The organism is Bacillus sp. CH_70 (assembly GCF_038007045.1).
GTDB classification, from domain to species: Bacteria; Bacillota; Bacilli; order Bacillales; family Bacillaceae_G; genus Bacillus_A; species Bacillus_A cereus.
This window is the reverse complement of the sequence record NZ_JBBOWL010000001.1, coordinates 172,432-195,255: the sequence shown is the minus strand read 5'-3', so window position 1 is coordinate 195,255 and position 22,824 is coordinate 172,432. Positions and strand designations below refer to the sequence as shown.

Here is a 22,824-nt window from a genome sequence, read left to right as displayed (position 1 = left end):
AGGGGTTTTTTAATTCTAATTATTTTCTATATATAATTATTTGTATGTTCTTGCCCCTTATAATTGCTCTTCCACTCTAGCAAACCAGCTACACATATAAAGAGATTAATAATAGCTAATATTAGCATGACGTATAAACCAGTAGAAATATAAATTACAATGCTAACTACGTTATATAAAATCCATAAATGCCAGTTTTCTAATATTTTTCGACTTAACATAAATTGAGCCACTAGTCCCAATACGGCATTTAAAGCGTCTAAATATGGACTTGTTGAATCTAAATAACGGACTTGATAATAACCCCAACCAATCCAAGCAACTAAAATAAAACTTATATAAAAAGTCCACCCTTTCAAATCTAAACGAACTGTTGCTTTTACTTCTCCCTCCCCACTTTGTGCAATCCAATAATACCAACCATATACATTAAATATAAATTGAAAAGCGGCTAATACTGCCATTGCATATAAACCTTGTGTAATAAAAATGTATAGAAATACCGCAACAGTAATCATGCCAAATAAAAAGTTGGATACTTTTTCTCTCGCTAATAACCAAACATTAATGATTCCCATAATTGATGCGAAAATTTCAATATAACTCGATTGAATATACAATCCAACTAATACACAAATAATACTAGAAACAAGTAAAAAAAGTGGACTTCTAACCATATTTATCTCTCCCCAGATGTGTAATAAATTCCCTATCACCAGTATAAGGAATAGTCCTTTCCTTTACCATGAATTTCCTCCTTCTCATTATCCATTCCATCTACGGTAAGTCTTTTCTTTTTACAAAATTCTCTTAAAGATGATATCGTTTTTATAACATATCTCTACTAGAAAGGAATAAAGGATATGCCTAACAAACATCGAATTTTATTTATTGGTGCTGGTCGTATGGCAGAAGCTATATTTTCCGGATTACTTAAAACAAGCAAAGAATACATCGAAGAAATTATCATCTCTAACCGAAGCAACGTAGAAAAGTTAGAACAATTACAAAGGCGATATAATGTGTCTATTACAACGGATTGGAAGCAGCATATTACATCTGTCGATACGGTTGTTTTAGCAATGCCACCTTCTGCTCATGAAGAATTATTAGCTGAGCTATCTCCGTTAATATCAAATCAACTTGTCGTAACAGTAGCAGCTGGCATTGGACCATCTTATTTAGAAGCTAGACTCCCAAAAGGCACACCTGTTGCTTGGATTATGCCTAATACAGCTGCTGAAATTGGAAAGTCTATCTCCTTATATACAATAGGACAATCAGTAGCCGAGATGCATCAAGAAACCCTGCAACTGCTTTTAAGAGGTATTGGTACTTCGCAACTTTGTACTGAGGAAGAAGTTCATCAGCTTACTGCAGTTACTGGAAGTGCACCAGCCTTCCTTTATTACTTTGCTGAAAGCTTAATTGAAGCAACAAAAAGTTATGGAGTCGATGAAGAAACCGCAAAACATCTTGTCATTCAAATGATTTCTGGCTCTGCTTCTATGCTCGAGCAAACGCAAAATCCAGCTAACCTCCGCGAACAAGTAACAACGCCAGGTGGTTCCACAGCTGAGGGTCTCAAAACTTTATACGAATATAATTTTTCAGAGGCAATTCAAAAAGCAGTAGAAGCAACAAACAAAAAAGCTAGGGGGAAATAATATGATTTTAACAAGTTTAAAAGATTATACAACATTACATAACGGTGTAAAAATGCCTTGGTTTGGTTTAGGTGTTTTTAAAGTAGAAAATGGTTCAGAAGTAATTGATTCTGTAAAAGCAGCAATTAAAAATGGCTACCGCAGCATCGATACTGCAGCAATCTATCAAAATGAAGAAGGCGTTGGACAAGCGATTCGTGAATCCGGTGTTTCACGTGAAGAATTATTTATTACCTCAAAAGTATGGAATAGCGATCAAGGATATGAAACAACACTTCAAGCATTTGAAACTACATTAGAGAAATTAGGTCTAGAATATTTAGATTTATATTTAGTACATTGGCCTGTAAAAGGGAAATATACTGAATCATGGAAAGCATTAGAAAAACTTTATAAAGATGGCCGTGTTCGCGCTATCGGTGTGAGTAATTTCCACATTCACCACTTACAAGACGTATTTGAAATTGCTGAAATTAAGCCAATGGTCAACCAAGTGGAATATCACCCACGTTTAGCACAAGAAGAGCTACATGCATTCTGTAAAGAACATAATATCCAGCTTGAAGCTTGGTCACCATTAATGCAAGGACAACTACTAGATAATCCAACGTTACAAGAAATTGCGACAAAATATAATAAATCAACTGCGCAAATTATTTTACGCTGGGATTTACAAAACGAAGTTGTAACAATCCCTAAATCAATTAAAGAACATCGCATTATTGAAAATGCAAACATCTTCGACTTTGAATTAAGTGCTGATGATATGAAAGCAATTCAAGCTTTAAATGAAGATCGTCGCGTTGGTCCAGATCCAGATAACTTTAACTTCTAGTAGAAAAACCACTGCCATATGCAGTGGTTTTTCCGTTTAAGAAAACTGAAAATTTAAACTATATTTCATTTGGTTGACACTTCATTATTCAAGGTATAAGATTTTGAATTATCAAAGAAACACAAAAATTAATAAAATTTATTCGTTTACTCATTGTATCAAGAGAGGTGGAGGGACTGGCCCTTTGAAACCTCGGCAGCAGGTTCATTTTGAATACTGTGCCACTTCCTGCAAGCTTTATGCTTGAAAGATAGAATGAGGGACTTCGTTTATATACGGGTGCATAACTTGTACGTAAAAATCCCTCTTTCTCAATATGAAAAGAGGGATTTTTTATTTTTCATTTCCCTCATCATCATCCAAACTTAATTATTTAGGAGGAAAATCAAATGAAAAAGAAGTTTGTACCCGGTATTGCATCAGTTGTAGGAGTAAGTATTTTATTAACTGGTTGCGGTAGTTATAAAAACGAAGCAAGCGGAGCAAATGCAAAAGACGAGGCACCTAGTAAACAGGTTTTAAACTTATCTTCACCTACTGAAATACGAACAATGGATACGGCTCGTGCTACAGATACTGATTCTGGTCAAGTAATGAGAAACGTATTTGAAGGTTTGTATAATCTTGGTGAAGGTAACAAACCTGTTCCTGGTGTTGCAAAATCTCATGAAGTAAGTGGCGATAAAACGAAATACACATTCCATTTGCGAGATTCAAAATGGTCAAACGGCACTCCTGTTACAGCGAAAGATTTTGTGTTCGCTTGGCAACGTGCCGTAGATCCAGCAACAGCCTCTGAATATGCATTTCTATTCTTTGATATTAAAAATGCAACAAAAATTAACAACAAAGAACTTCCAGCCGACCAACTTGGTGTAAAAGCAGTTGATGACCATACGTTTGAGGTAGAATTGGAGCGTCCTGTTCCGTATTTTATTAGCTTAACAGCGTTCCCAACATTTCTACCAATTAACGAGGAATTCTTTAAAGCACAAGGTGATAAGTACGCTTTAGAAGATAATACAATCTTGTACAATGGAGCTTTTACACTAAGCGATTGGAAGCACGAACAAAGCTTTAAATTTAAGAAGAACCCTACCTATTGGGATAAAGATACTGTCAAACTAGAAGAAATCAATTTTAACGTCGTAAAAGAAAAATCAACAGAAGTAAATTTATTCGAGTCAAAACAATTAGATCGTATAAAACTAACATCTGACTTCGTTGATAAATATAAAAAAGATGCTAACTTTAAAGAACGTCCAAATGTAGGCGTACAATTTTTACGCATGAATCAACAAAACAAAGTACTTCAAAACGTTTCTGCACGCCAAGCAATCGATCAAACAATTGATAGAAAATCCTTTGTAAATACGTTATTAAATGATGGCTCTACACCAACATTTGGTCTCGTTCCAAAAAACTTTGCAAAAGGACCTGAAGGAAAAGACTTCCGTACTGCAAACGGCGATTTAACAAAAGTTGATACAAAATCTGCACAAGAATTATGGAAAAAAGCTAAACAAGAGCTTGGTTCTGAAAAGATAACATTAGAATTATTAACGAGTGATGCTGACCTTGATAAGAAAACTGGTGAATTCTTAAAAGGGCAACTAGAAAAGAATCTAGATGGATTAACAGTAAATATAAAACCGCAACCGCGTAAGCAACAAGTTTCGCTTTTATTAAAAGGTGACTACGAAATCGGAATTGACGGCTGGAGCCCTGACTTTGCGGATCCAATTACATTCCTTGAGCTATTTACAACGAATAACCCTTATAACTTAGATCATTACTCTAATAAGGAATTCGATGAAACAATAGCAAAAGTGAAAACAACTTTAGCTGGTGATGAAAAAGCTCGCTGGGAAGCATTACTAGAATCCGAGAAAATATTATTTAAAGACTCTGTTATCGCTCCTCTTTACCAAAAAGGCGAATCTTATTTAGAACGTTCTTATGTGAAAGGAATTGTGCAAGTAGACTTTGCGGGTCAATTAAACTTCAAGTGGGCAAAAATTGAAAAATAAAGTAAAACCGTAATAAGTGGGGGTTCTTCATCCCCACTTATTATTAGCCCACACCAATTGTTTTTTTAGCAAAATATATTAAAAGTAGGTTCTCTCACACAAAAGAATCTACTTTTTTAATATATTATTCTAAGAAATTAACATTCTATTTTTATTATTGACATATAGTTCTTTCCAGTGTTAATATTCTAAATAATCAAAGAAACAAAATATTTCACCATCAAAATATAATGTCTACTAAGTTGAAACATATAACGATAGATTATAGCTCAACATGTATATACATATAGAACACCTGATTACCTATAAACAAATATTTATAATAGGTTCTATCTCCTTCTATAGCTACTTCAAGACATGGACATTATGACGTTACGAACAACACATTTAGGGAGGAACGAACAATGAAGAAAAAAGTTGTACCTGTTGTTGCATCTGTTTTAGGGGCAAGTCTATTACTAACTGCTTGCGGGGGAAATAAAGATAATGCAGGCGGAGCGAAAGCAAACGATAAAGTACCTGATAAACAAGCAATTAACTTATCATTCGCTTCAGAAATTCCAACAATGGATGTTGCAAAAGCAACGGATGGGGAATCCATGAATGTAATGCGCAATGTTTTTGAAGGTTTATATGCAATGGGAGAAGATAACAAACCGATTCCTGGTGTTGCTGAGTCGGTTGACATTAGTCCCGATAAAACAAAATATACATTCCATCTGCGTGATTCAAAATGGTCAAACGGTACTCCTGTTACAGCAAAGGACTTCGTCTTTGCTTGGCAACGTGCCGTAAATCCTGATACAGCAGCTGAATACGCATTCTTATTCTTCGATGTACAGAATGCGAAACAAATAAACCAAAAACAATTACCAATTGATCAACTAGGGGTCAAAGCTGTTGATGACAAAACGTTAGAAGTACAACTAGACCGTCCTGTTCCTTACTTCTTAAGCTTAACGACATTCTCAACATTCTTGCCAATTAATGAAGAGTACTTAAAGTCTCAGGGCGATAAATACGGTTTAGAAACAAATCATTTAATTTACAACGGTGCTTTCACATTAGATAACTGGAAACACGAACAAAGTTTCCAATTGAAGAAAAACCCTAACTATTGGGATGCTAAAACGGTAAAATTAGAAGAAATCAACTTCAATGTCGTTAAAGATAAGTCTACAGAAGTGAACTTATATGATTCAGGACAAATTGATCGCGTTGCTTTAACTGCAGAGTTTGTTGATAAATATAAGAGCGATCCAAACTTCAAGGAACGCGCTGAAGTCGGCATTCAATTCTTACGACTAAATCAGAAAAATGAAACATTAAAAAATCAACATGCACGCCTTGCTATTAACGGCGCAATGAATAAAAAGGCTTACGTAGAAACAATTTTAAATAACGGTGCTATTCCAGCTGAAGGAATGGTTCCTGCGAAATTTGCAAAGAGTCCAGAAGGCAATGACTTCCGTAAAGAAAATGGAAATCTAGTCAAGGATGATGTGAAAACAGCGAAAGAAAACTGGAAAAAAGCAAAACAAGAACTTGGTACTGACAAAGTAACAATCGAACTATTAACAAGTGACAATGCTTTAGCTAAAAAGACTGGTGAATATTTAAAAGGTGAATTAGAAAAAAACCTTGATGGATTAACAGTGAATTTAAAACCACAACCACGTAAACAACAGTTGAAACTACTATTAAGTGGTGACTATGAAATTGGTATTGACGGCTGGGGCCCTGACTTCGCTGATCCAATTACATTCTTAGATTTATTTACAACAGATAGTGCTTATAACTTCGATAAATACTCTAACAAAGAGTACGATGAGCTAATTCATAAAGTGAAAACAGATTTAGCTGGCGATGAAAAAGCACGCTTTGAAGCAATGAAGCAAGCTGAAAAAATTCTATTACAAGACGGCGCTGTCGCTCCTTTATACCAACAAGGTCGTTCTTACTTACAACGCTCTTTCATTAAAGGACTTGTAACGACTGACTTCGGCGGTGAATTTAACTACAAGTGGACAGAAGTTGCAAAATAACAAAAGTAAAAAGGTATCCTACGAAGGATACCTTTTTACTTTTATACAACTTTAACTACAAAGCTTCTTCTTCCCTTTACCATTCCTTTTATAGCTAAAGTCTTCACTGCTACTAATTGTGTAACCAATACAATAACTAATAATGAAATAATATTTCTCTCTAAACTAACTCCTCCGAATATTATCGTATAATAGCCATTTGCTGCATATGTTACTTGAAATGGTTTGATACGTTTTAGAAAGCATTTCAGTACCTCCCTCACAACTTCAATTTACCATATACATACAAATCATTTTTGATTTAAATTGCGGATGAGCCCTTGTGACTGCAGGATAATAATTTATTTTCAACACATACATAATTACATGTTTTTGGGAAAAACTTGTATAGAACGAATTTACATAAGGAGGAATTTATAATGAGAATTCTACTATCAGTTTTATTAGCTCTTATGCTAGTACCTGCATTAACAGGATGTAAAGCGCCTGCAAAAGAAGACACAACTTCTAATAAAAAGACGACTGAAGAAGCAAAAAATGAAGCTCCTGCAGATTTAAAACTAAACTTTAATGAATTTAGTTTAGATGCAGACTATCAAGATACGAAGAAAGACTACGAAGCTGATTATAAAAATGTAGCCGCTGATAAGAAAATGGAAGCAAAGCTTGAAGACCATAAAACAAATGCAAAGTTTACAGGTGACGAGGCTATTACAAAATTAAGCCCACTTCTACAAGAATTAAAATTTGATAAAGATACTCCTGACCAAGAAGTAATCGATCAAGTAGTGAACGTGTTCAAACTTGATAAAGACTACCAAAAATTCGATTTAGAAGTTGTCTTCTCTGATGGAACGAAAAAAGAATATAAAAGAGAAATAAAATAAAGAAGTAGGCAATTGCCTACTTCTTTATTTTTTAATTTTTGCGTATCTTAGTTCTGGACTAGAACCGATAATGAACTGAACACCAGATACTGATGGTTTTTGTAAATATGAAGCACTTGGGAAAATAATTGGGATTAATGGTGAATCTGTAAACATAATATCTTCCGCTTTATGCAATAAGTCAAAACGCTTATCTTCGTTTTGTTCAACTTTTGCTTCTTTTACTAAAGCGTCAAATTCTTTATTATGCCATTTTGCATAGTTATTCGGACCATCACCTGCATATAAATCTAGTTTAGTAATTGGATCTAATAAAGAGCCGCCCCATCCCATATAAGCTAATTGGAAATCACTTTGCTTGTATGTGTCGATGTAACTCTTCCACTCTTTATTTTCTAATTTAATATCTACGCCAAGATTTTTCTTAAACATTTCTTGCATTGCTTCTGCTACTTTTTTATGTTGTGTATCTGTAGTGAATTTTAATGTTACTTCAGGTAATGTAGACCACCCTTGTTCTTTCATACCTTCTTCTAATAATTTTTTCGCTTCTGATGGATCAAATTTAACGTAATCACCTTTTTCTTTACGGAAATCACGACCACTTTGTGTTTTTGCTCCTTCTGGAACGAATGCATATGCTTCTTGCGCATTATTTTTATACAGTTTTTCAACGATAAATTTACGATCAACTGCTAAAGAGAATGCTTTACGTACTTTCGCATTTGTAAACGGCTCTTTTTCTACGTTAAACGAATAAATATAAGATGAGAATCCTGCAACACGCTTATATTCTTTATTTCCTTTTTCTTTTTCAATCATCTCTTGTGGTAAACCACTTAGTAAATCTAATTCTTTTGATTTAAATAATTGATACGCTGTTTTAGAGTCTGGAATAATACGAAACTCAATTTCTTTTAATGTTACCTTTTTATCGTAGTATTCTTTATTTTTTTGTACTGTAATAGCCTGGTTATGCTTCCACTCTTTTAACTTGAATGGTCCATTCGTAATTAACTCTTTTGGATCTGTTTTTAATTTATTATTATCATCAATTGATTTTTTAGATAATGGAATGAATAATGAACTTGCTAATTTCTGTTTAATAGAAGCAACTGGATGTTCAAGAGTTACCTTTAATGTTTGAGGATCAACGACTTGAATGCCAACTTGTCCCTCTTCACCTTTTCCAGTATTATATGCCTCTGCCCCTTTAATGAAATACATTTCTGTCGCATTCATAGAACCCGTTTTCGGATTTAATAATCGCTTCCATGCAAATTCAAAATCATTTGCCGTAATAGGAGAACCATCTGACCATTTAATATCTTTCTTCAAATGGATTGTATATTCAGTTCCATCAGCATTTACTTCTTCTTTCTCTGCTAATTCATTTTGATATTTCCCATCACTATCTTGCGTATATAAACTTGAAAACAACTGCCCAATGATATAACCTGACGTGCTATCTGTTGCAATAGCAGAATCAAGTGTGTATGGATCACTACTAATATTCGTTACTAATCGATCGCCTTCTCCCTTACCAGCACTCGCCTTTTGCGTCTCTTTCTTACCGCAAGCGACCGAAGTAATCGCTAAAACAGTCATAATGATAAACAGTAAAAACTTCTTCATCCTACACTCTCCTTTAACCCGAAATTTTTGGTGTTGATGCTAACAATGTTTTTGTATAAGAATGTTGTGGATTACGGAACACTTCGTCCGTATTTCCAAATTCAACAAGTTCTCCTTTATATAAGACAGCCACTTTTTCACATAAATAGTGAACCATCGGCAAATCATGTGCGATAAATAAATATGTATAGCCTTGTTCCTTTTGAATTTTTTGCAGCAGATGTACAATTTGAATTTGCAATGAAACATCTAATGCTGAAATTGGTTCATCAAGAATCAATACTTCTGGCTCACACAATAACGCTCTTGCAATAGCAATTCGTTGACGTTGTCCTCCGCTAAATTCGTGCGGATAGCGATCGATATATCGTCTATCTAATCCCACACGTTCTAGCGCATCACCTGCTACTTTATCCTTTAATCCTTTATCACCTAAACCGAATGAAATATAACCTTCCGTTACGCTATCGCGTACTTTCCAGCGCGGATTTAATGCTGCTGTGGAATCTTGAAAAATGAACTGTACTTTCTGTAAGAAATCACGTTTATGAGCTGCCTTCAACTTGTGAACGACTTGACCGTTATAATCAATTTCACCAGACGTTGGGCTCTCGATCCCAGCTATGAGCTTACCAAGTGTTGTTTTTCCTGAACCACTTTCACCAATAATGCCAAGTGTTGTTCCTTTCGGAATAGAAAGTGATATGTCTTTTAACGCTGTGATTTCTTTACTTTTACTTCCATACGTTTTCTTTACTTGCTTTATAGTAATTAAATCTGTCGTCATGAGGCATTCACCTTCTCTTTTGATTTCGCTTTATTATGCTCTAGAACATGTTGCCAACAATGTGAACTATGCTCCTTAGAATATGTGGTTCTCTCTGGAAAACGATGAATACATTCTTTTATCGCTACTGGACAACGATTTACAAAAGGACAACCAAAGCTATTTAATGTTTCAATGGAAGGTGTCGTTCCTTCTATAGCACGTAATACCTTTTCAGAATCATCCATATTCGGAATTGCTTGTAGTAAGCTTTTTGTGTATGGATGTTTAGGGGAACCTATCACTTCCTCTATCGTTCCTTTTTCAACGACACGTCCCCCATACATAACAACTACTCGATCAGCTACTTCACGTACAAGTGCCAAATCATGTGTAATTAATAAAATACTCGTATTTTGTTTTTCTTTTCTTTCTTTTAATAGCCCCATAATTTGTTTCTGAATCGTTACATCTAACGCTGTTGTCGGCTCGTCTGCAATTACAAGCTTTGGGTGACAAGCAAACGCAATTGCTAAACAAATACGCTGCCTCATACCTCCGCTTAATTGATGTGGGTACTGTTCAAAGCGTTTCTCTGCTTCATGTATCCCTAAACCTGTTAACAAGTTAATCGCAATTTCCTTCGCTTCTCTTTTCGATTTTTTCCCATGTTGCAAAACTACTTCTGTAATTTGTTTGCCTACCTTCATCGTTGGGTTTAAAGATGAAAGCGGATCTTGAAATATAAAGGAAATATCTTTTCCGCGAATTTGATTCCATTCTGACTCTTGTAAATTCGTTAATTCCTTTGCTTGGAAAGCTATATTCCCATCATCGATATGAATTGATTCTTGATTCAAGCCGATAATGGATTGTGCTGTGACACTTTTTCCCGAACCACTTTCTCCTACAAGTGCAACTATTTCACCTTCGTTAATAGAAAAGGAAACATGTTTCACAATCGCTTGCTTACTATTCTCTTTTTCAACGGCTAACGTTACGTTTTCTAAAGATAAGATTTGTGCCATGTTTTTTCTCCTTTCGATTCCGTTTGACGATTTTTGGATCAATCGCATCTTGCAAACCATCACCAATTGCATTAAATGCGAACATAATGAGTGCAATCATGATTGCCGGGAAAAATAGCTGCCACCATTCTCCGCTCAATAATGTCCCGAGTGCATCATTCGTCATCGTCCCCCAACTTGCCGCTGGTGATTGTACTCCAAGTCCTATAAAGCTTAAAAATGATTCTGAAAAAATAGCTGCTGGAATTGTAAATGATAAATTTACGATAATAATCCCTGTTAAATTCGGAATTAAATGCCCATATATAATTTTCATATGTGATGTACCTAATCGCTCTGCTGCAATAACAAACTCTCGTTGTTTTAAAGACAATACTTGTGCTCGAATGAGACGAGCCATTCCAATCCATCCCGTTAATGCAAGGGCGATAATAATGGTGAAAAGACCTGGTTTCATAACAATTAATAGTAAAATAACAATTAATAAATATGGGATGCCGTATAATACTTCAATTCCTCTTATAATCCACTCATCAATTAACGTTCCAAGGCGATTACGCCCTCTCACATATCCACTAAATCCACCAATCAGTACACCAAGCCCTATATCGAGGGCAGCTGCTACTAATCCAACTGTTAGTGAAATCTTCCCACCAGCCCAAGTACGTGCCCAAATATCTCTCCCTAGATCATCTGTTCCAAACCAATGTTCACTACTCGGCGGTAAATTTGTTGCCTCTTTTACTTGTTCACTCGCAGTAAATGAAGTTAAACTTTCGCCAATAAGCGAGAAAACAATAATTAGCAATAACGTCACTGTTCCTAAAACTGCGATTGGATTCGATATAAACTTACGAAACACTTCTTTCTTTCTGCTAATCGTTTGCTGATTTTTATTTATCGTTAATTCTTTTTTCTCTTCTTTCGTTAATAACTGTTCATTAATTTCATAAGCTCCCATTTAAATATCCCCCCTCCTTATGTAATAGAACGAATACGCGGATCAACAATGCGGTGAATAATATCTGTAATGAAAATACAAGCAATTAATAATGCACTATAGAAAATCGTTGTTCCCATAATCACAGGATAGTCTCGGTTAAAAATACTATCTACGAAATATTTTCCTAGGCCAGGAATTGAAAAGATTTTTTCAATAACGAAAGTCCCTGTTAAAAGTCCCGCCATTAACGGTCCCACAAATGTAAGTACTGGAACAATCGCATTTCGAAGAGCATGTCTTATAATAATCTTCTTAATTGGTATACCTTTTGCTCTTGCTAGCTTAATATAATCACTCTGCAGTACTTCGATCATATTAGAACGAACAAACCTTGTAATAACTGCAATTGGCCCTAACGCTAATGCAAAGGATGGCAATACCGTATGTTCGAATGTTCCCCAAGAGGCTACTGGTAAAAACTCAAATTGGATAGCAAATACTTGTATAAATAGTGGTGCTAAAATAAAACTTGGAATAGAAATACCTAAAATTGCGAGCAAACTCACACTATAGTCAATTACTCTCCCATGATAGAGAGCAGCAAATGTCCCTGCCGCAATTCCTACTAACAATGAAATAACAAGTGCTTGTAGACCAATAATTGCTGATGGACCAAAGCCAGTTGTTATAATTTCTGATACACCTTGCCCGGTTGATTGAACAGATTCACCAAAATCAAAATGAACTACACCGTCTAAATAAGCAACATATTGATTCCATAACGGTTCATCAAGGTGATACTTCGCTCTCATGTTTTGGATCACTTCTTCAGGAAAGATTTTTGCATCTGATGAAAATGGATCTCCCGGAATAATATGCATAATTAGAAATGTCACTGTCGTAATAACCCATAGTGTAAACACCATAACCGATAATTTTTTAATTACATACACTTCAATAACCCCCTAAACACATGAATTTACTTTGTTTTATGGATGTACTTTTTCCATTACTTCCTTTTCTCTTTTTAGAATACAAAAAGCCTTGATCTTAAAAAATAAGATCAAGGCTTAACAAACAAAGGCCCATCACTTATCTTTCAAGACTTGCTTGCTGGAATTAGCACGGTGTTCCTATTACAGAACCCGCTGCTGAGGTGTCATAGGGCCAGTCCCTCTACCTCTCTGGATAAGTAAATTGCTATATTATTATTTGGTTCAAATTGTATATTTCGAATTATAATTCTGAAAAATTGAAAAGTCAATCAGATTGGATAAATTTAGAAAAATCAGTTTTTAATTCATTTATCGAAATTACAGGCTTATAATAAAAAGAAATAATGTTAAAGGAGTTATAAGATGGATCCCTTACTTCTTGCTACTATAGGATTATCCTTAACTATCGTTATACTTGTCATCATCGGCTCCTATAAACTCTTTATTAAAAAGAAACGTATTACTTCTTTTTATACTCCTTTCGATAATATTACCGGGCAAACTATTTCCGAATTTCACGAAGAACAGAAAATATTAGTATCTGAGGATGAAGACGGAGATGGCAAGAAGAAAAAATAACCCTGCACAGGCAAGGTTATTTTTTCGTTTCTGCTTGAAAACGTTTATAGTATGTCGATGCTGTTGCAAAATTAATTTCTATATCACGAATCAACGATGAATCTTCTTCTTTAGCTAACTTCTGTAATTTTTTCATCGCTTGTTCTGATTCATTCAAGAAACCAATATATACCTCATGTTCTTGCTCTTTCGACTTCGGAACACGAATTTCTTTACGTATATGATCAATATCTTCTAACATGCTCGTTGTTACCTTTTGCACGTCTTCTTTATATGTAGCATTCGTTATTTCCTTACCGCCCTTTTCTTTTGCCACTTCAAATAACTGCAGTGCTTTATTAATTTCTTTATTCATTTTTATATCGTATTTTTCATGTACTGCAAGGTATTCTTTCATCTCTTCTGTTTGTTCAGTAGATTGCTCTACCTTTTCTTTCGGTTCTTTCGTATCTTTATTTCCATTACATCCTGCTAGAAGGATCATACTTCCCATTACAGCAATACCCAAAACCTTCTTCATCTCTTCTTCTCCTTTTATCTACAGCTATTACTCATTATAGTTTCTTTTATCTCCACTTGTTATTATACCGAGAACGCCCTACTTTTTACACTTAAGACGACATCGTAATATATATACCAACATGTTTGTCACAGTATCGTCACTTTATACAAATAACTTTTGCAATGCTTTACTACATCACCTTACAAAACTGTAAGCACACATAAAGAACAAACCATGCTAGACTTACATATGCATAACGCAAACATATGTAAGGTTTTAAGGAGAATCATCTATGTACAACACAATGCCTTTTATGGGAGAAGATATTCGTGTCCTTATTCGCGAAAAATCACTTCATATCGAAAATACAGAGAGCCTTCGCCGCGTATTAAAGAAGAAGCATGCTCCATTTAAGTTAGCTCAATATTTAAAACAACAACATACAAATCAATTTCATACCGTGCTAAATATATCGGATAAATCATTAACAATCGAAATCATCGGTCATGTCTACATTGGAAACTTTGCAGATACCTTAAAGGAAATCCCACGTATACCGAAGATTGCTCCTATTATCGTTAAAAAAGCGTATAAAATTACTGACCATACCGATATTATCGACTGTGGGGAAAAAGAAGTCGATAGTAATCGCTGGGTGTGGGATAAACTTGCTGTTTTATATGATACGATCATGAATAATATGTATGAGGTATTTCAAAGAAATGAAAAAAAGAACTGATTCAAACATTCCCTTTGAATCAGTTCTTTTTTGTTAAGCCTCTAAATTTTGTCTTTGTTGCAGTTCAAACTGCTTCTCACTTCTTCTGGCCATAAATAGATAACATAATACTGCTCCTACTTCACAAAGCGCAATAACAACACCCATCGGTAACGCTGTATTACTCCCACCAATACCTACTAGCGGAGCGACAAGCGCTCCTGAAATGAACTGTAATAAGCCTAATAAAGCTGACGCTGTTCCTGCAGCTTGCTTCTGATTTCTCATCGCTAATGAGAACCCAGTTGTTGATACAACCCCGACACTTGATACAACAAGGAATAACGAACATAAAACACCGATTAAACCTATTCCTAGTACGATTGTCAGTAGTAAAGATAGGCCACCAACAGCTGCGATAATAATACCAGCAACAAATAATGTCTTCTCATTCACTTTCCCCGCTAAACGACCCGTTACCTGACTAGCAATAATAATACCGATGCCGTTAATCGCAAAGAATAAACTAAATTGCTGTGGTGATGCTCCGTATATGTTCTGCAACACAAATGGTGAGCCCGAAATGTATGCAAACATTGCCGCTGTTACTAATCCTTGTGACAATGCATATCCCATAAACAGACGGTCCTTTAACAATTTTCCGTACGTCGCCAAAGTCCCTGACAAACCACCCGTTTCTCTTTCTTCAGGAGGTAATGTTTCACGCAATACAAAAGTAGCTGAGATTAACATGAATACGCTAATTGCTCCAAGAACGATGAAAACACCGCGCCACGTTGTAAACTGTAATAATTGCCCCCCAATAATCGGTGCCAAAATAGGTGCTGCTCCGTTTACTAACATAAGCAGTGAGAAAAACTTCGTCATTTCAGAACCTGAGTACATATCACGTACCATTGCACGTGATATAACAATCCCGGCTGATCCTGAAGCTCCTTGTAGGAAGCGCAATAATACTAATGTCCAAATAGATGGCGCAACAGCACAAAGTAAAGAAGAAGCAACATAAATAATAAGAGCAATAATAAGTGGTTTGCGTCTTCCGTAAATATCGCTAATTGAGCCAACAAATAATTGTCCTACTGACAGCCCAAGCAAACAAGCTGTTAATGTAAGCTGCGCTAGGGATGCACCTGTTTGCAAATCATCCGTTAACTTCGGTAATGAAGGCAAATACATATCAATAGATAATGGCCCAATCGCCGTAAGTGTTCCTAATACAAGAATCATCCATAACCTGTTTGCCTTTACAGGTTTATATATTTCGTGATTAACTTCATTCACTTTTTCAATTCACCCTTTCCTATACACACTGAATCGTAACAATTATAGTTACATCATAAACATACGTCAAGTACAGCGCATTTTCCTCTTTCATAATGTAAAAAAAGCGATAGAAATTCTATCGCTTTACTTTTTCACATTGCTATTCGCAAATTTAGATACCGAGGCCATCGTCTCTCCTGTATCTAAATATGTAATTTGAATTGGGTCTCCTACTTCTGTAAACATAGCATACGGGAATTTCTTCACTGGTATCATAAATACCTTTTGTTCATTCTCTAAAAGTACGTACACGATTGTATTTTCACCTGATTTCTCTTTATATACACGTTGTACAATACCTTCTTTTTGCGCTTCTTTTCCTGTTGAGGTTGGTCTAAAGGTATCACCATTACCACTCATTACGTTTTTATAATTCTCAAGCGCTTCTTTCTGCGTCGAACCTGTCGCAAATATTTTTGCATTAGCAGCATATACAACTGTATGTGCACGTACTAGGCCTCCGTCATCAACAACCGGAATAATCCAAGCTGGTTTTCCGTATACGTTATAAATGACAGGCATTGTCCCATGCCATTTCTCTCTCTTAAAGGAATTATCCACTACTTCTGTAGCTGCTGAACCATCCATAATCCCCTTCACTTCTTTTCCATTATAGTAATATAGCTTGCCTGTGCGTGCATCTACTAATGAATAGCCTAGGGCTGAATCTACTCCTTCTTTTGGAGAAGTAAAGTCTGTAAAATAATACAGTGTTCCATCTTTACCAAAGATCGGGGTCACGCCTTCTTTCGTTCCCCACTCAGTCGGAATTTTCATATCTGTTTGTGAGAATTTCGTATTCCAAAATCCGTGAATATATTTACCAAAGTACGTATTTAACGTAGATGCAGTCTCATGATTTAATACACCATCAACAAATTTAGGTGCCTTTCCTTTATCATATCTTTTCACTTCACCTGTTTGTGCATCTACTACGACAACACCTTCTACCTCAAATCCAGATCTTCCTGAAATAAATTCACCATACGTCATTGTATAATATGGTTTTCCTTTATCATCAACCTCAAATTTAGGTTTTCCTTTAAAGATTAAATTTGGTTCTGCTTGCCTTACCACACGCTCTAAATTATTACCAAAAAACATGCTTGGCACATATTTCATTTTATAACCGAGGTGCAGTTTCGCTTCCGCATCAGGATTCGTACCTGACATCGTTACATACCCTGGAATTGTCTCAGCTTTACGCGCTTTAAAAAATCCTGAAACTTCAATCGGCGCTACATATAAAGCTTCGCCGTTTACCATTTGTGGCGTTAATTCTCCTAGCTCAAAATAAGCTACTTTCGGAATATCACCAAATACTTTTTTCATCTTATTCTCCGCTGTCTTTGGCGGCACTGTAAACGGCTGGTCATTTTCAGTAAATGGCTCTGAAATATCTTTCTCTATCTTAACAACAGAATCATATTTCTTTTGCGAGATTACTATATCGTGCAAATAACCAAAGTAGCCGTAACTTGCGAGTAAAATAAACATTAGAAGTCCTTTTAATGTACCTTCTAATTTCCCTATTTGATCTTGTGAAAATAAAACAAGCCCAATTAAAATTGCTACTGCAACAGAATAATGAGTAAGAATCGAGTCTACTCGATCATCAATTAGCCAAAAGTATTCATAGATTGCAATACCTATCCAAAATAAAACAGGAATAACTAAAATAGATGATTTCTTACCCTTTACAACCTTCTTATCTCCCTTCTTATCCACTGCTCGAAGCTTACTACTACTTCTTGTCCATGGAATCAAAAACAAAGTAAGAATAGCTAAAACTACAAATTTCATCAAAGGCACTGTCCCCTTTTCTTTTGTATTCCCTTTTAGTATAACAAATAAAGGGTATTAAGGTGAAAATAGGAATAGTTATATTTTTTTACTACTTAATACAATCCCGCTCACTACATATAGAATAGATGCAATATAAAAAATTGTACCAATCGTAAAGAAATCTACTAAATATCCCGTGGCAATAACCGCTACTGCTCCGCCAATGGATGTCCACACATGGTATTTTCCAATCTCATAACCAGCCTTTTCCTGCGCAACCTTTCGTGCTAATGAAGTCTTCTCAGTATTACGCTGCACAGCACCTAAAACTCCCATTACAATTTGAAGAATATACACATGCCATACTTCCGTGGCAATCGGAAAGCAAAGCATTAAGATTGCCATGGACCAAGCGTATATGATTAATAATTTTTTATCACCTACTTGATCAGATACCTTTCCCACTAGTGGATATACAAGTGCTGATGTTAAAGCAAATAAGCCATACGCCCAGCCAAATTGCGAGAAGCTATTTCCAACGTTTCGAAGTAATAATATATAAAAAGGAAATACCATACTTCCTGCCATCATGATAATACTTTGCGAAGCCACAAATCTTCTATATGTCATTTCGTATACTCCCTATAAAATAAATTAACAAATCTCTCTTCTGAATCTACTTCCTTCTTTTTCTTGAGAAATTCTTCAATACGAGGATATGCCCTTTTTAAATGCTCTTTCGTTGGATAAGAATAGTACGGCAAATAGTAACTACCGTTATGCTTTAAAGTAACATCAATCATCTTCCGGATGACATCCTCTGTTTTCTTTATCTCACTCTCTGAGCGTCCCTGGTTAATCAAAAGAACCAGCGCAAACATATCATCTTTCGCATAGGACAAAACTGCATTTTCATTCTTTTCCACGTAACGAATCGTAATGTTGAGTAAATTAAACTCTTCTTCATTTAATGCGTTACGTAAATCATCTATATACTCCGTGAAAGCATCTATAGGCACAAAGTATTCTTGTAACACTTCGGTCCTATTTGGATTTTCATATTCCATAAAAGCACTATCTGATCTCATAACATTATTACGCGTCTCATACTTTCCATCTGTACGTTCAAAATAACCTCTTTGTATATCCCAAAATGTATTCTTTCCCCAATCACTATAACGTGATAACCCAAGTAAAAATTTAGGTGCAGCTATAATATTTTCTTCCTTTAATTCACTGTACTCTTCTCTCATATTTTGATTTTGTGCCAAAGTATAATCCGTCACATACATCTCTTTTAAAAATGAATTTGGAGCAACAGAAATACGCGCTAAGTGCATACGAACATTCTCATCTCTTTTCACTTTCTCTTTGAAATAAGATGCGTATTCTTTATAATCTATCATTCTCGTGTGCATTTCATATAATTCATCATCTGTTAACTTCAGCGTCACATCTAAAATAACTCCAAATAAACCGTAACCCCCAATGACATATGGAAATAACTCTGCATTTTCTTCTCTACTTACATTACGTACCGTGCCATCTGCCATTAACAATCTAAATGAATCTACTGTATCAATTAGTGCCTCATGACGAATATCACGCCCATGTACATTTACACTTAATGAACCACCAACAGTAAAAATATTTTGAGACTGCATGACCTGTACTGCAAGGCCATATGGATTTATTTTCTTCTGAATATCATTCCACGTGACACCACTTTGAACTGTAATACGCTTCTTCTCTGGATCGAATTCTAATATTTTATTATATCCTTTCATATCGAGCATCGTGCCATTCGGATAATATGTCTGTCCCCCTTGGCTATGTTGCATGCCTGCAATGGAAATTTTCTCTCCTGAAACTTTTGCATCTCGCACTAATTTTATTAACGAGTGCTCTTCCGTAGCACTTTCAACACGTTTTATTTTTGTCGGAAGCAATTTACCTACATCACTCATAATAGGATGATCAATTTGTTTTTTATACGTATGTACAGACGTTGCAAGCAAAACCGTATATGCGACAATGACCACTACTATCTTTCTTTTTTTCAAAGGACACTCTCCTTATTAGCAACAAAAAGAGATACCCGTTCTTTCAGGTACCTCTCTTGACAGTGATTACTTTGCTGCTGGCAATTGTATTGGATCAAATTTATCATACGATGTAAACTTCGCATCCGTAATAATGTGCGCTTTATCCTCACCATTGCTACTCATAACCATATCTATCTTTGCTGATTCATATTTAAAATCTTTTGTAATAATATATTCTCCATCTATTTCTTCTATCTTTGCATTTTGGCCTTGTAGCATTTGTTTCTGCTTTTCATCCATACTAGCTAACATACTCTCTGTCTCTTGCCCTTTTAATGCAAACTTCAGCTTATAATTATCTCCACTTTTCTCCATCTTCACTTTATTTAAAATTTCCGATGGAATCTCTAAATTATCTACCATTCCTTGAGTTGCATTCATTCCGTTAGCATTTAATTGTTCCTCTGGTACAGACATCACTTCACCCGTATTAGGATTTTTCAACTGACCAGCAATTTTGCCACCCACATCATAAACAACAACCTCTGTACCAGAAACATTCATTTCAGAACGAGAATTTTTTTGCTTCGGCTCTAATTGCATTTTGGCCTTTATTACATTCATCTCTGTTCCTTCAGCCTTTATTCCCACATCATATGTCATCGTTACATTTTCTTCGTTTTTAAAAGCTTCATTCGCTTTATTGAAAACATCCTTCGCTGTTAATTCCTTTTCTTTCTGCACAGCTTCTTTTTTCGGCTCATCAGTCTTTTTTGTTTTCTCATTACTACACCCTACTCCTAGACCGACTGCAAGTACTAAACTTGAAATTAAAATAAATTTTTTCATAACGTCCCCTCCTTCCCAAAAATAATATCATCTCTTTTCCTATGAAATCTATATAATTCGTAATATTCTTCTTTAAATTTATTTCCTATATAGCAACATGTTTGAGAAAAAGTTTAAATATGATGTAAATAATAACAACTCATTTCAGGAGGTCATTATGAAAGCTATTATTTGCACAAAGTATGGACCACCTAATGTTCTCCAGCTTCAAAATATAGAAAAGCCTAAACCTAAGAAAAATGAAGTATTAGTTAAAATTCACGCAACAAGTGTATCGACTGGAGATTGTAGAATACGTGGCTTTAATAGCCCCCTCTTATTTTGGATTCCTATGCGGATCATATTAGGTTTCAGAAAACCGAGAAAACCTATACTTGGCGTAGAGTTATCCGGTGAAATCGAAGACATTGGATCAGATGTAACACAATTTAAAAAAGGAGATCCAGTTTTTGCATTAACAGAACTAAACCTTGGTGGTTATGCGGAATACACATGCGTGCATGAAAGTGGATTAATAGCATTAAAACCTACCAATGTGACATATGAAGAAGCTGCCGTTATTCCTTTTGGCGGAACTTCAGCATTGCACTTCCTTAGAAAAGGACAGATAAAAAAAGGGCAACGAGTACTTATATACGGCGCCTCTGGGTCAGTAGGGACAGCTGCCGTACAACTTGCGAAATACTTCGGGGCGACTGTCACAGCCATTTGTAGTAGTTCGAATTTCGATTTAGTAACAGCTTTAGGGGCAGACAACGTAATTGATTATATGAAAGAAGATTTTACTAAGCGGGGCGATCACTACGATATTATATTTGACGCAGTTGGAAAATATAAAAAGTCTCTTTGTACAGATGCATTAATGTCTAATGGAAAATATGTATCTGTGAACGGAATGATGGCAAAAGTCAGTAAAGAAGATATGAACCTACTAAAACAACTAGCTGAAACAGAAAAGCTAAAACCTGTTATTGATAGAACTTACCGATTAGAAGAAGTTGTAGAAGCCCATACGTATGTAGAAATGGGCCATAAGAAAGGAAATGTTTCGATTACCTTAAAATAAAATATATTCTGAAAATATCATTGACAATTCTTTTTGTAAGATTTACTATTAGTACCATATTCAAAACTACATACACATACTCTTATCAAGAGTGGCGGAGGGACTGGCCCGATGATGCCCGGCAACCGAGCTTATGACGTATAAGCTAAGGTGCTAATTCCTGCAAAACGAGTTTTCGTTTTGGAAGATAAGAGAGGAATCTATTTCGTCTATTCGGCACCTCTCTTATTTTTGGGAGGTGCTTTTTATTTTGGAACGTATATGAAGGGGGATTTATAGATGAAAAAGGTATTATTAAGCATTGTAAGCGGAGCAGTATTATTATTAGGCGCATGTAGCGCGAGTTCAGATAAAGAGGTAAAAGCATTAGACGAGAAAAAGATTACTGTCGGTGTAACAGGTGGGCCGCATGAACAAATTTTTGAAAAGGTAAAAGAAGTTGCAGCAAAAGATGGTCTGGAAATTGACATAAAAGTATTTAATGATTATGTAGCGCCAAACGTATCTTTAGATGAAAAAAGCCTTGATGTAAATAGCTACCAAACGAAATCGTATTTAGATGTATTTAAAGCTGAACGCAATATGAAATTAGCTGAAGTATTTTCAACAGTAACATTCCCTATGGGCGTATATTCTAAAGATATAAAAGATGTAAAAGACTTAAAAGAGGGCGATGCAATTGCTGTACCAAATGACCCAACGAATGAACTGCGAGCTTTAAAATTATTTGAAAAAGCAGGGGTTTTAAAAGTTGATCCAAAGGCTACAGAAAAAGCGACTGCAAAAGATGTAATTGAAAATCCAAAAAAATTAAAGATTGTCGAATTAGAGGCATCTCAATTACCAACGCAACTAAGTGAAGTGAACGCAGCTGCAATTAACACAAACTTTGCATTAGGTGCAAAATTAAGTCCGGCGAAAGATTCTATTTTCCGCGAAGGAAAAGATTCACCATATGTGAACTGGGTCGTTGTTCGTACTGAAAATAAAGATGATGCCGTTGTAAATAAATTAAAGAAAGCTTATCAATCTAAAGAAGTAAAAGAGTTTATCGAGAAAAAATTTGATGGTTCAGTTTTACCATCTTGGTAGGAGCTGACGA

The 22,824-nt window shown here is 35.4% G+C and carries 21 protein-coding genes, 1 pseudogene and 3 riboswitches; of the genes and pseudogenes, 9 read left to right on the top strand and 13 right to left on the bottom strand.

Annotated features, from left to right (window positions below; all coding sequences use genetic code 11):
* Window positions 1–26: 26 nt before the first annotated feature.
* Window positions 27–677, bottom strand: a complete 651-nt coding sequence (gene pnuC, locus N2V79_RS01095; protein ID WP_053565424.1) for a nicotinamide riboside transporter PnuC — start codon at window positions 675–677, stop codon at window positions 27–29.
* A 186-nt stretch (window positions 678–863) separates the two neighbouring features.
* Here pnuC and proC point away from each other — a divergent pair, with 186 nt between their 5' ends.
* From proC to N2V79_RS01075, 4 genes are all read left to right on the top strand, one after another.
* The gene (gene proC / locus N2V79_RS01090) at window positions 864–1,667 is read left to right on the top strand and encodes a pyrroline-5-carboxylate reductase (RefSeq protein WP_053565425.1); all 804 of its coding nucleotides are present in this window, start codon (window positions 864–866) and stop codon (window positions 1,665–1,667) included.
* Window positions 1,668–1,671: 4 nt separating this feature from the next.
* Window positions 1,672–2,502 (top strand): aldo/keto reductase, encoded by an 831-nt coding sequence (locus tag N2V79_RS01085; protein ID WP_179118706.1) that lies wholly within the window; start codon window positions 1,672–1,674, stop codon window positions 2,500–2,502.
* 152 nt (window positions 2,503–2,654) lie between these two features.
* Window positions 2,655–2,759, top strand: a riboswitch (SAM riboswitch).
* Between the two features lie 132 nt (window positions 2,760–2,891).
* Window positions 2,892–4,532: a peptide ABC transporter substrate-binding protein gene (locus N2V79_RS01080; protein WP_053565427.1), complete on the top strand. Its 1,641-nt coding sequence runs from the start codon at window positions 2,892–2,894 to the stop codon at window positions 4,530–4,532.
* 404 nt (window positions 4,533–4,936) lie between these two features.
* Window positions 4,937–6,577 (top strand): peptide ABC transporter substrate-binding protein, encoded by a 1,641-nt coding sequence (locus tag N2V79_RS01075; RefSeq protein ID WP_000731063.1) that lies wholly within the window; start codon window positions 4,937–4,939, stop codon window positions 6,575–6,577.
* 41 nt (window positions 6,578–6,618) lie between these two features.
* On the opposite strand, the pseudogene N2V79_RS01070 reads toward N2V79_RS01075, so the two are convergent.
* Window positions 6,619–6,823: pseudogene (locus N2V79_RS01070) on the bottom strand (hypothetical protein).
* Between the two features lie 173 nt (window positions 6,824–6,996).
* On the opposite strand from N2V79_RS01070, the gene N2V79_RS01065 reads away from it, so the two are divergent.
* Complete coding sequence (locus tag N2V79_RS01065) at window positions 6,997–7,464, top strand: YusW family protein (RefSeq protein WP_001221557.1); 468 nt, start codon at window positions 6,997–6,999, stop codon at window positions 7,462–7,464.
* Window positions 7,465–7,488: 24 nt separating this feature from the next.
* Here N2V79_RS01065 and N2V79_RS01060 read toward each other — a convergent pair whose 3' ends face one another.
* The 5 genes from N2V79_RS01060 to N2V79_RS01040 are packed head-to-tail and all read right to left on the bottom strand — an operon-like array spanning window position 7,489 to window position 12,789.
* A complete protein-coding gene (locus N2V79_RS01060; protein WP_053565430.1) occupies window positions 7,489–9,099 on the bottom strand; it encodes a peptide ABC transporter substrate-binding protein in 1,611 nt (536 codons plus the stop codon).
* A 13-nt stretch (window positions 9,100–9,112) separates the two neighbouring features.
* On the bottom strand, window positions 9,113–9,886 hold the full coding sequence (locus N2V79_RS01055; protein ID WP_065212376.1) for an ABC transporter ATP-binding protein: 774 nt from the start codon (window positions 9,884–9,886) through the stop codon (window positions 9,113–9,115).
* A complete protein-coding gene (locus tag N2V79_RS01050; RefSeq protein WP_053565432.1) occupies window positions 9,883–10,893 on the bottom strand; it encodes an ABC transporter ATP-binding protein in 1,011 nt (336 codons plus the stop codon). Before N2V79_RS01050 ends, N2V79_RS01055 begins: the two co-directional genes overlap by 4 nt.
* Window positions 10,850–11,854, bottom strand: coding sequence for an ABC transporter permease (locus N2V79_RS01045; RefSeq protein WP_016083992.1), 1,005 nt, complete (start codon window positions 11,852–11,854; stop codon window positions 10,850–10,852). Before N2V79_RS01045 ends, N2V79_RS01050 begins: the two co-directional genes overlap by 44 nt.
* A 17-nt stretch (window positions 11,855–11,871) precedes the next feature.
* Window positions 11,872–12,789 (bottom strand): ABC transporter permease, encoded by a 918-nt coding sequence (locus tag N2V79_RS01040; protein ID WP_000289326.1) that lies wholly within the window; start codon window positions 12,787–12,789, stop codon window positions 11,872–11,874.
* 136 nt (window positions 12,790–12,925) lie between these two features.
* A riboswitch (SAM riboswitch) is annotated at window positions 12,926–13,031 on the bottom strand.
* 163 nt (window positions 13,032–13,194) lie between these two features.
* On the opposite strand from N2V79_RS01040, the gene N2V79_RS01035 reads away from it, so the two are divergent.
* Entirely contained in the window at window positions 13,195–13,410 is a 216-nt protein-coding gene (locus N2V79_RS01035) for a DUF3951 domain-containing protein (RefSeq protein ID WP_064531593.1), read from the top strand.
* A 16-nt stretch (window positions 13,411–13,426) separates the two neighbouring features.
* Here the strand turns inward: N2V79_RS01035 and N2V79_RS01030 are convergent, their stop codons facing one another.
* Window positions 13,427–13,930 (bottom strand): hypothetical protein, encoded by a 504-nt coding sequence (locus N2V79_RS01030; protein ID WP_000756522.1) that lies wholly within the window; start codon window positions 13,928–13,930, stop codon window positions 13,427–13,429.
* Window positions 13,931–14,204: 274 nt separating this feature from the next.
* On the opposite strand from N2V79_RS01030, the gene N2V79_RS01025 reads away from it, so the two are divergent.
* Window positions 14,205–14,651: a hypothetical protein gene (locus N2V79_RS01025; protein ID WP_000282869.1), complete on the top strand. Its 447-nt coding sequence runs from the start codon at window positions 14,205–14,207 to the stop codon at window positions 14,649–14,651.
* Window positions 14,652–14,684: 33 nt separating this feature from the next.
* Here N2V79_RS01025 and N2V79_RS01020 read toward each other — a convergent pair whose 3' ends face one another.
* The 5 genes from N2V79_RS01020 to N2V79_RS01000 form a co-directional block, all read right to left on the bottom strand.
* The gene (locus tag N2V79_RS01020) at window positions 14,685–15,944 is read right to left on the bottom strand and encodes a multidrug effflux MFS transporter (RefSeq protein WP_223266695.1); all 1,260 of its coding nucleotides are present in this window, start codon (window positions 15,942–15,944) and stop codon (window positions 14,685–14,687) included.
* Window positions 15,945–16,061: 117 nt separating this feature from the next.
* On the bottom strand, window positions 16,062–17,780 hold the full coding sequence (locus N2V79_RS01015; protein WP_064531591.1) for a DUF3981 domain-containing protein: 1,719 nt from the start codon (window positions 17,778–17,780) through the stop codon (window positions 16,062–16,064).
* Between the two features lie 78 nt (window positions 17,781–17,858).
* Window positions 17,859–18,392, bottom strand: coding sequence for an MFS transporter (locus tag N2V79_RS01010; protein ID WP_000222367.1), 534 nt, complete (start codon window positions 18,390–18,392; stop codon window positions 17,859–17,861).
* Entirely contained in the window at window positions 18,389–19,825 is a 1,437-nt protein-coding gene (locus tag N2V79_RS01005) for an FAD-binding oxidoreductase (RefSeq protein ID WP_064531589.1), read from the bottom strand. Before N2V79_RS01005 ends, N2V79_RS01010 begins: the two co-directional genes overlap by 4 nt.
* 66 nt (window positions 19,826–19,891) lie before the next feature.
* On the bottom strand, window positions 19,892–20,656 hold the full coding sequence (locus N2V79_RS01000; RefSeq protein ID WP_000713524.1) for a DUF6612 family protein: 765 nt from the start codon (window positions 20,654–20,656) through the stop codon (window positions 19,892–19,894).
* 157 nt (window positions 20,657–20,813) lie between these two features.
* Between N2V79_RS01000 and N2V79_RS00995 the strand changes: the two genes are divergently transcribed.
* Entirely contained in the window at window positions 20,814–21,722 is a 909-nt protein-coding gene (locus N2V79_RS00995; RefSeq protein WP_200458789.1) for an NAD(P)-dependent alcohol dehydrogenase, read from the top strand.
* A 79-nt stretch (window positions 21,723–21,801) separates the two neighbouring features.
* A riboswitch (SAM riboswitch) is annotated at window positions 21,802–21,916 on the top strand.
* Between the two features lie 85 nt (window positions 21,917–22,001).
* The gene (locus N2V79_RS00990) at window positions 22,002–22,814 is read left to right on the top strand and encodes a MetQ/NlpA family ABC transporter substrate-binding protein (RefSeq protein WP_088022858.1); all 813 of its coding nucleotides are present in this window, start codon (window positions 22,002–22,004) and stop codon (window positions 22,812–22,814) included.
* The last annotated feature ends 10 nt before the right edge of the window (window positions 22,815–22,824 follow it).

Excerpts from the sequence above, each read along its gene's own strand:
- pnuC (WP_053565424.1), bottom strand. The coding sequence starts at position 677 with ATGGTTAGAAGTCCACTTTTTTTACTTGTTTCTAGTATTATTTGTGTA.
- proC (WP_053565425.1), top strand. The coding sequence starts at position 864 with ATGCCTAACAAACATCGAATTTTATTTATTGGTGCTGGTCGTATGGCA.
- N2V79_RS01080 (WP_053565427.1), top strand. The coding sequence starts at position 2,892 with ATGAAAAAGAAGTTTGTACCCGGTATTGCATCAGTTGTAGGAGTAAGT.
- N2V79_RS01075 (WP_000731063.1), top strand. The coding sequence starts at position 4,937 with ATGAAGAAAAAAGTTGTACCTGTTGTTGCATCTGTTTTAGGGGCAAGT.
- N2V79_RS01065 (WP_001221557.1), top strand. The coding sequence starts at position 6,997 with ATGAGAATTCTACTATCAGTTTTATTAGCTCTTATGCTAGTACCTGCA.
- N2V79_RS01060 (WP_053565430.1), bottom strand. The coding sequence starts at position 9,099 with ATGAAGAAGTTTTTACTGTTTATCATTATGACTGTTTTAGCGATTACT.
- N2V79_RS01055 (WP_065212376.1), bottom strand. The coding sequence starts at position 9,886 with ATGACGACAGATTTAATTACTATAAAGCAAGTAAAGAAAACGTATGGA.
- N2V79_RS01050 (WP_053565432.1), bottom strand. The coding sequence starts at position 10,893 with ATGGCACAAATCTTATCTTTAGAAAACGTAACGTTAGCCGTTGAAAAA.
- N2V79_RS01045 (WP_016083992.1), bottom strand. The coding sequence starts at position 11,854 with ATGGGAGCTTATGAAATTAATGAACAGTTATTAACGAAAGAAGAGAAA.
- N2V79_RS01035 (WP_064531593.1), top strand. The coding sequence starts at position 13,195 with ATGGATCCCTTACTTCTTGCTACTATAGGATTATCCTTAACTATCGTT.
- N2V79_RS01030 (WP_000756522.1), bottom strand. The coding sequence starts at position 13,930 with ATGAAGAAGGTTTTGGGTATTGCTGTAATGGGAAGTATGATCCTTCTA.
- N2V79_RS01025 (WP_000282869.1), top strand. The coding sequence starts at position 14,205 with ATGTACAACACAATGCCTTTTATGGGAGAAGATATTCGTGTCCTTATT.
- N2V79_RS01015 (WP_064531591.1), bottom strand. The coding sequence starts at position 17,780 with ATGAAATTTGTAGTTTTAGCTATTCTTACTTTGTTTTTGATTCCATGG.
- N2V79_RS01010 (WP_000222367.1), bottom strand. The coding sequence starts at position 18,392 with ATGACATATAGAAGATTTGTGGCTTCGCAAAGTATTATCATGATGGCA.
- N2V79_RS01000 (WP_000713524.1), bottom strand. The coding sequence starts at position 20,656 with ATGAAAAAATTTATTTTAATTTCAAGTTTAGTACTTGCAGTCGGTCTA.
- N2V79_RS00995 (WP_200458789.1), top strand. The coding sequence starts at position 20,814 with ATGAAAGCTATTATTTGCACAAAGTATGGACCACCTAATGTTCTCCAG.
- N2V79_RS00990 (WP_088022858.1), top strand. The coding sequence starts at position 22,002 with ATGAAAAAGGTATTATTAAGCATTGTAAGCGGAGCAGTATTATTATTA.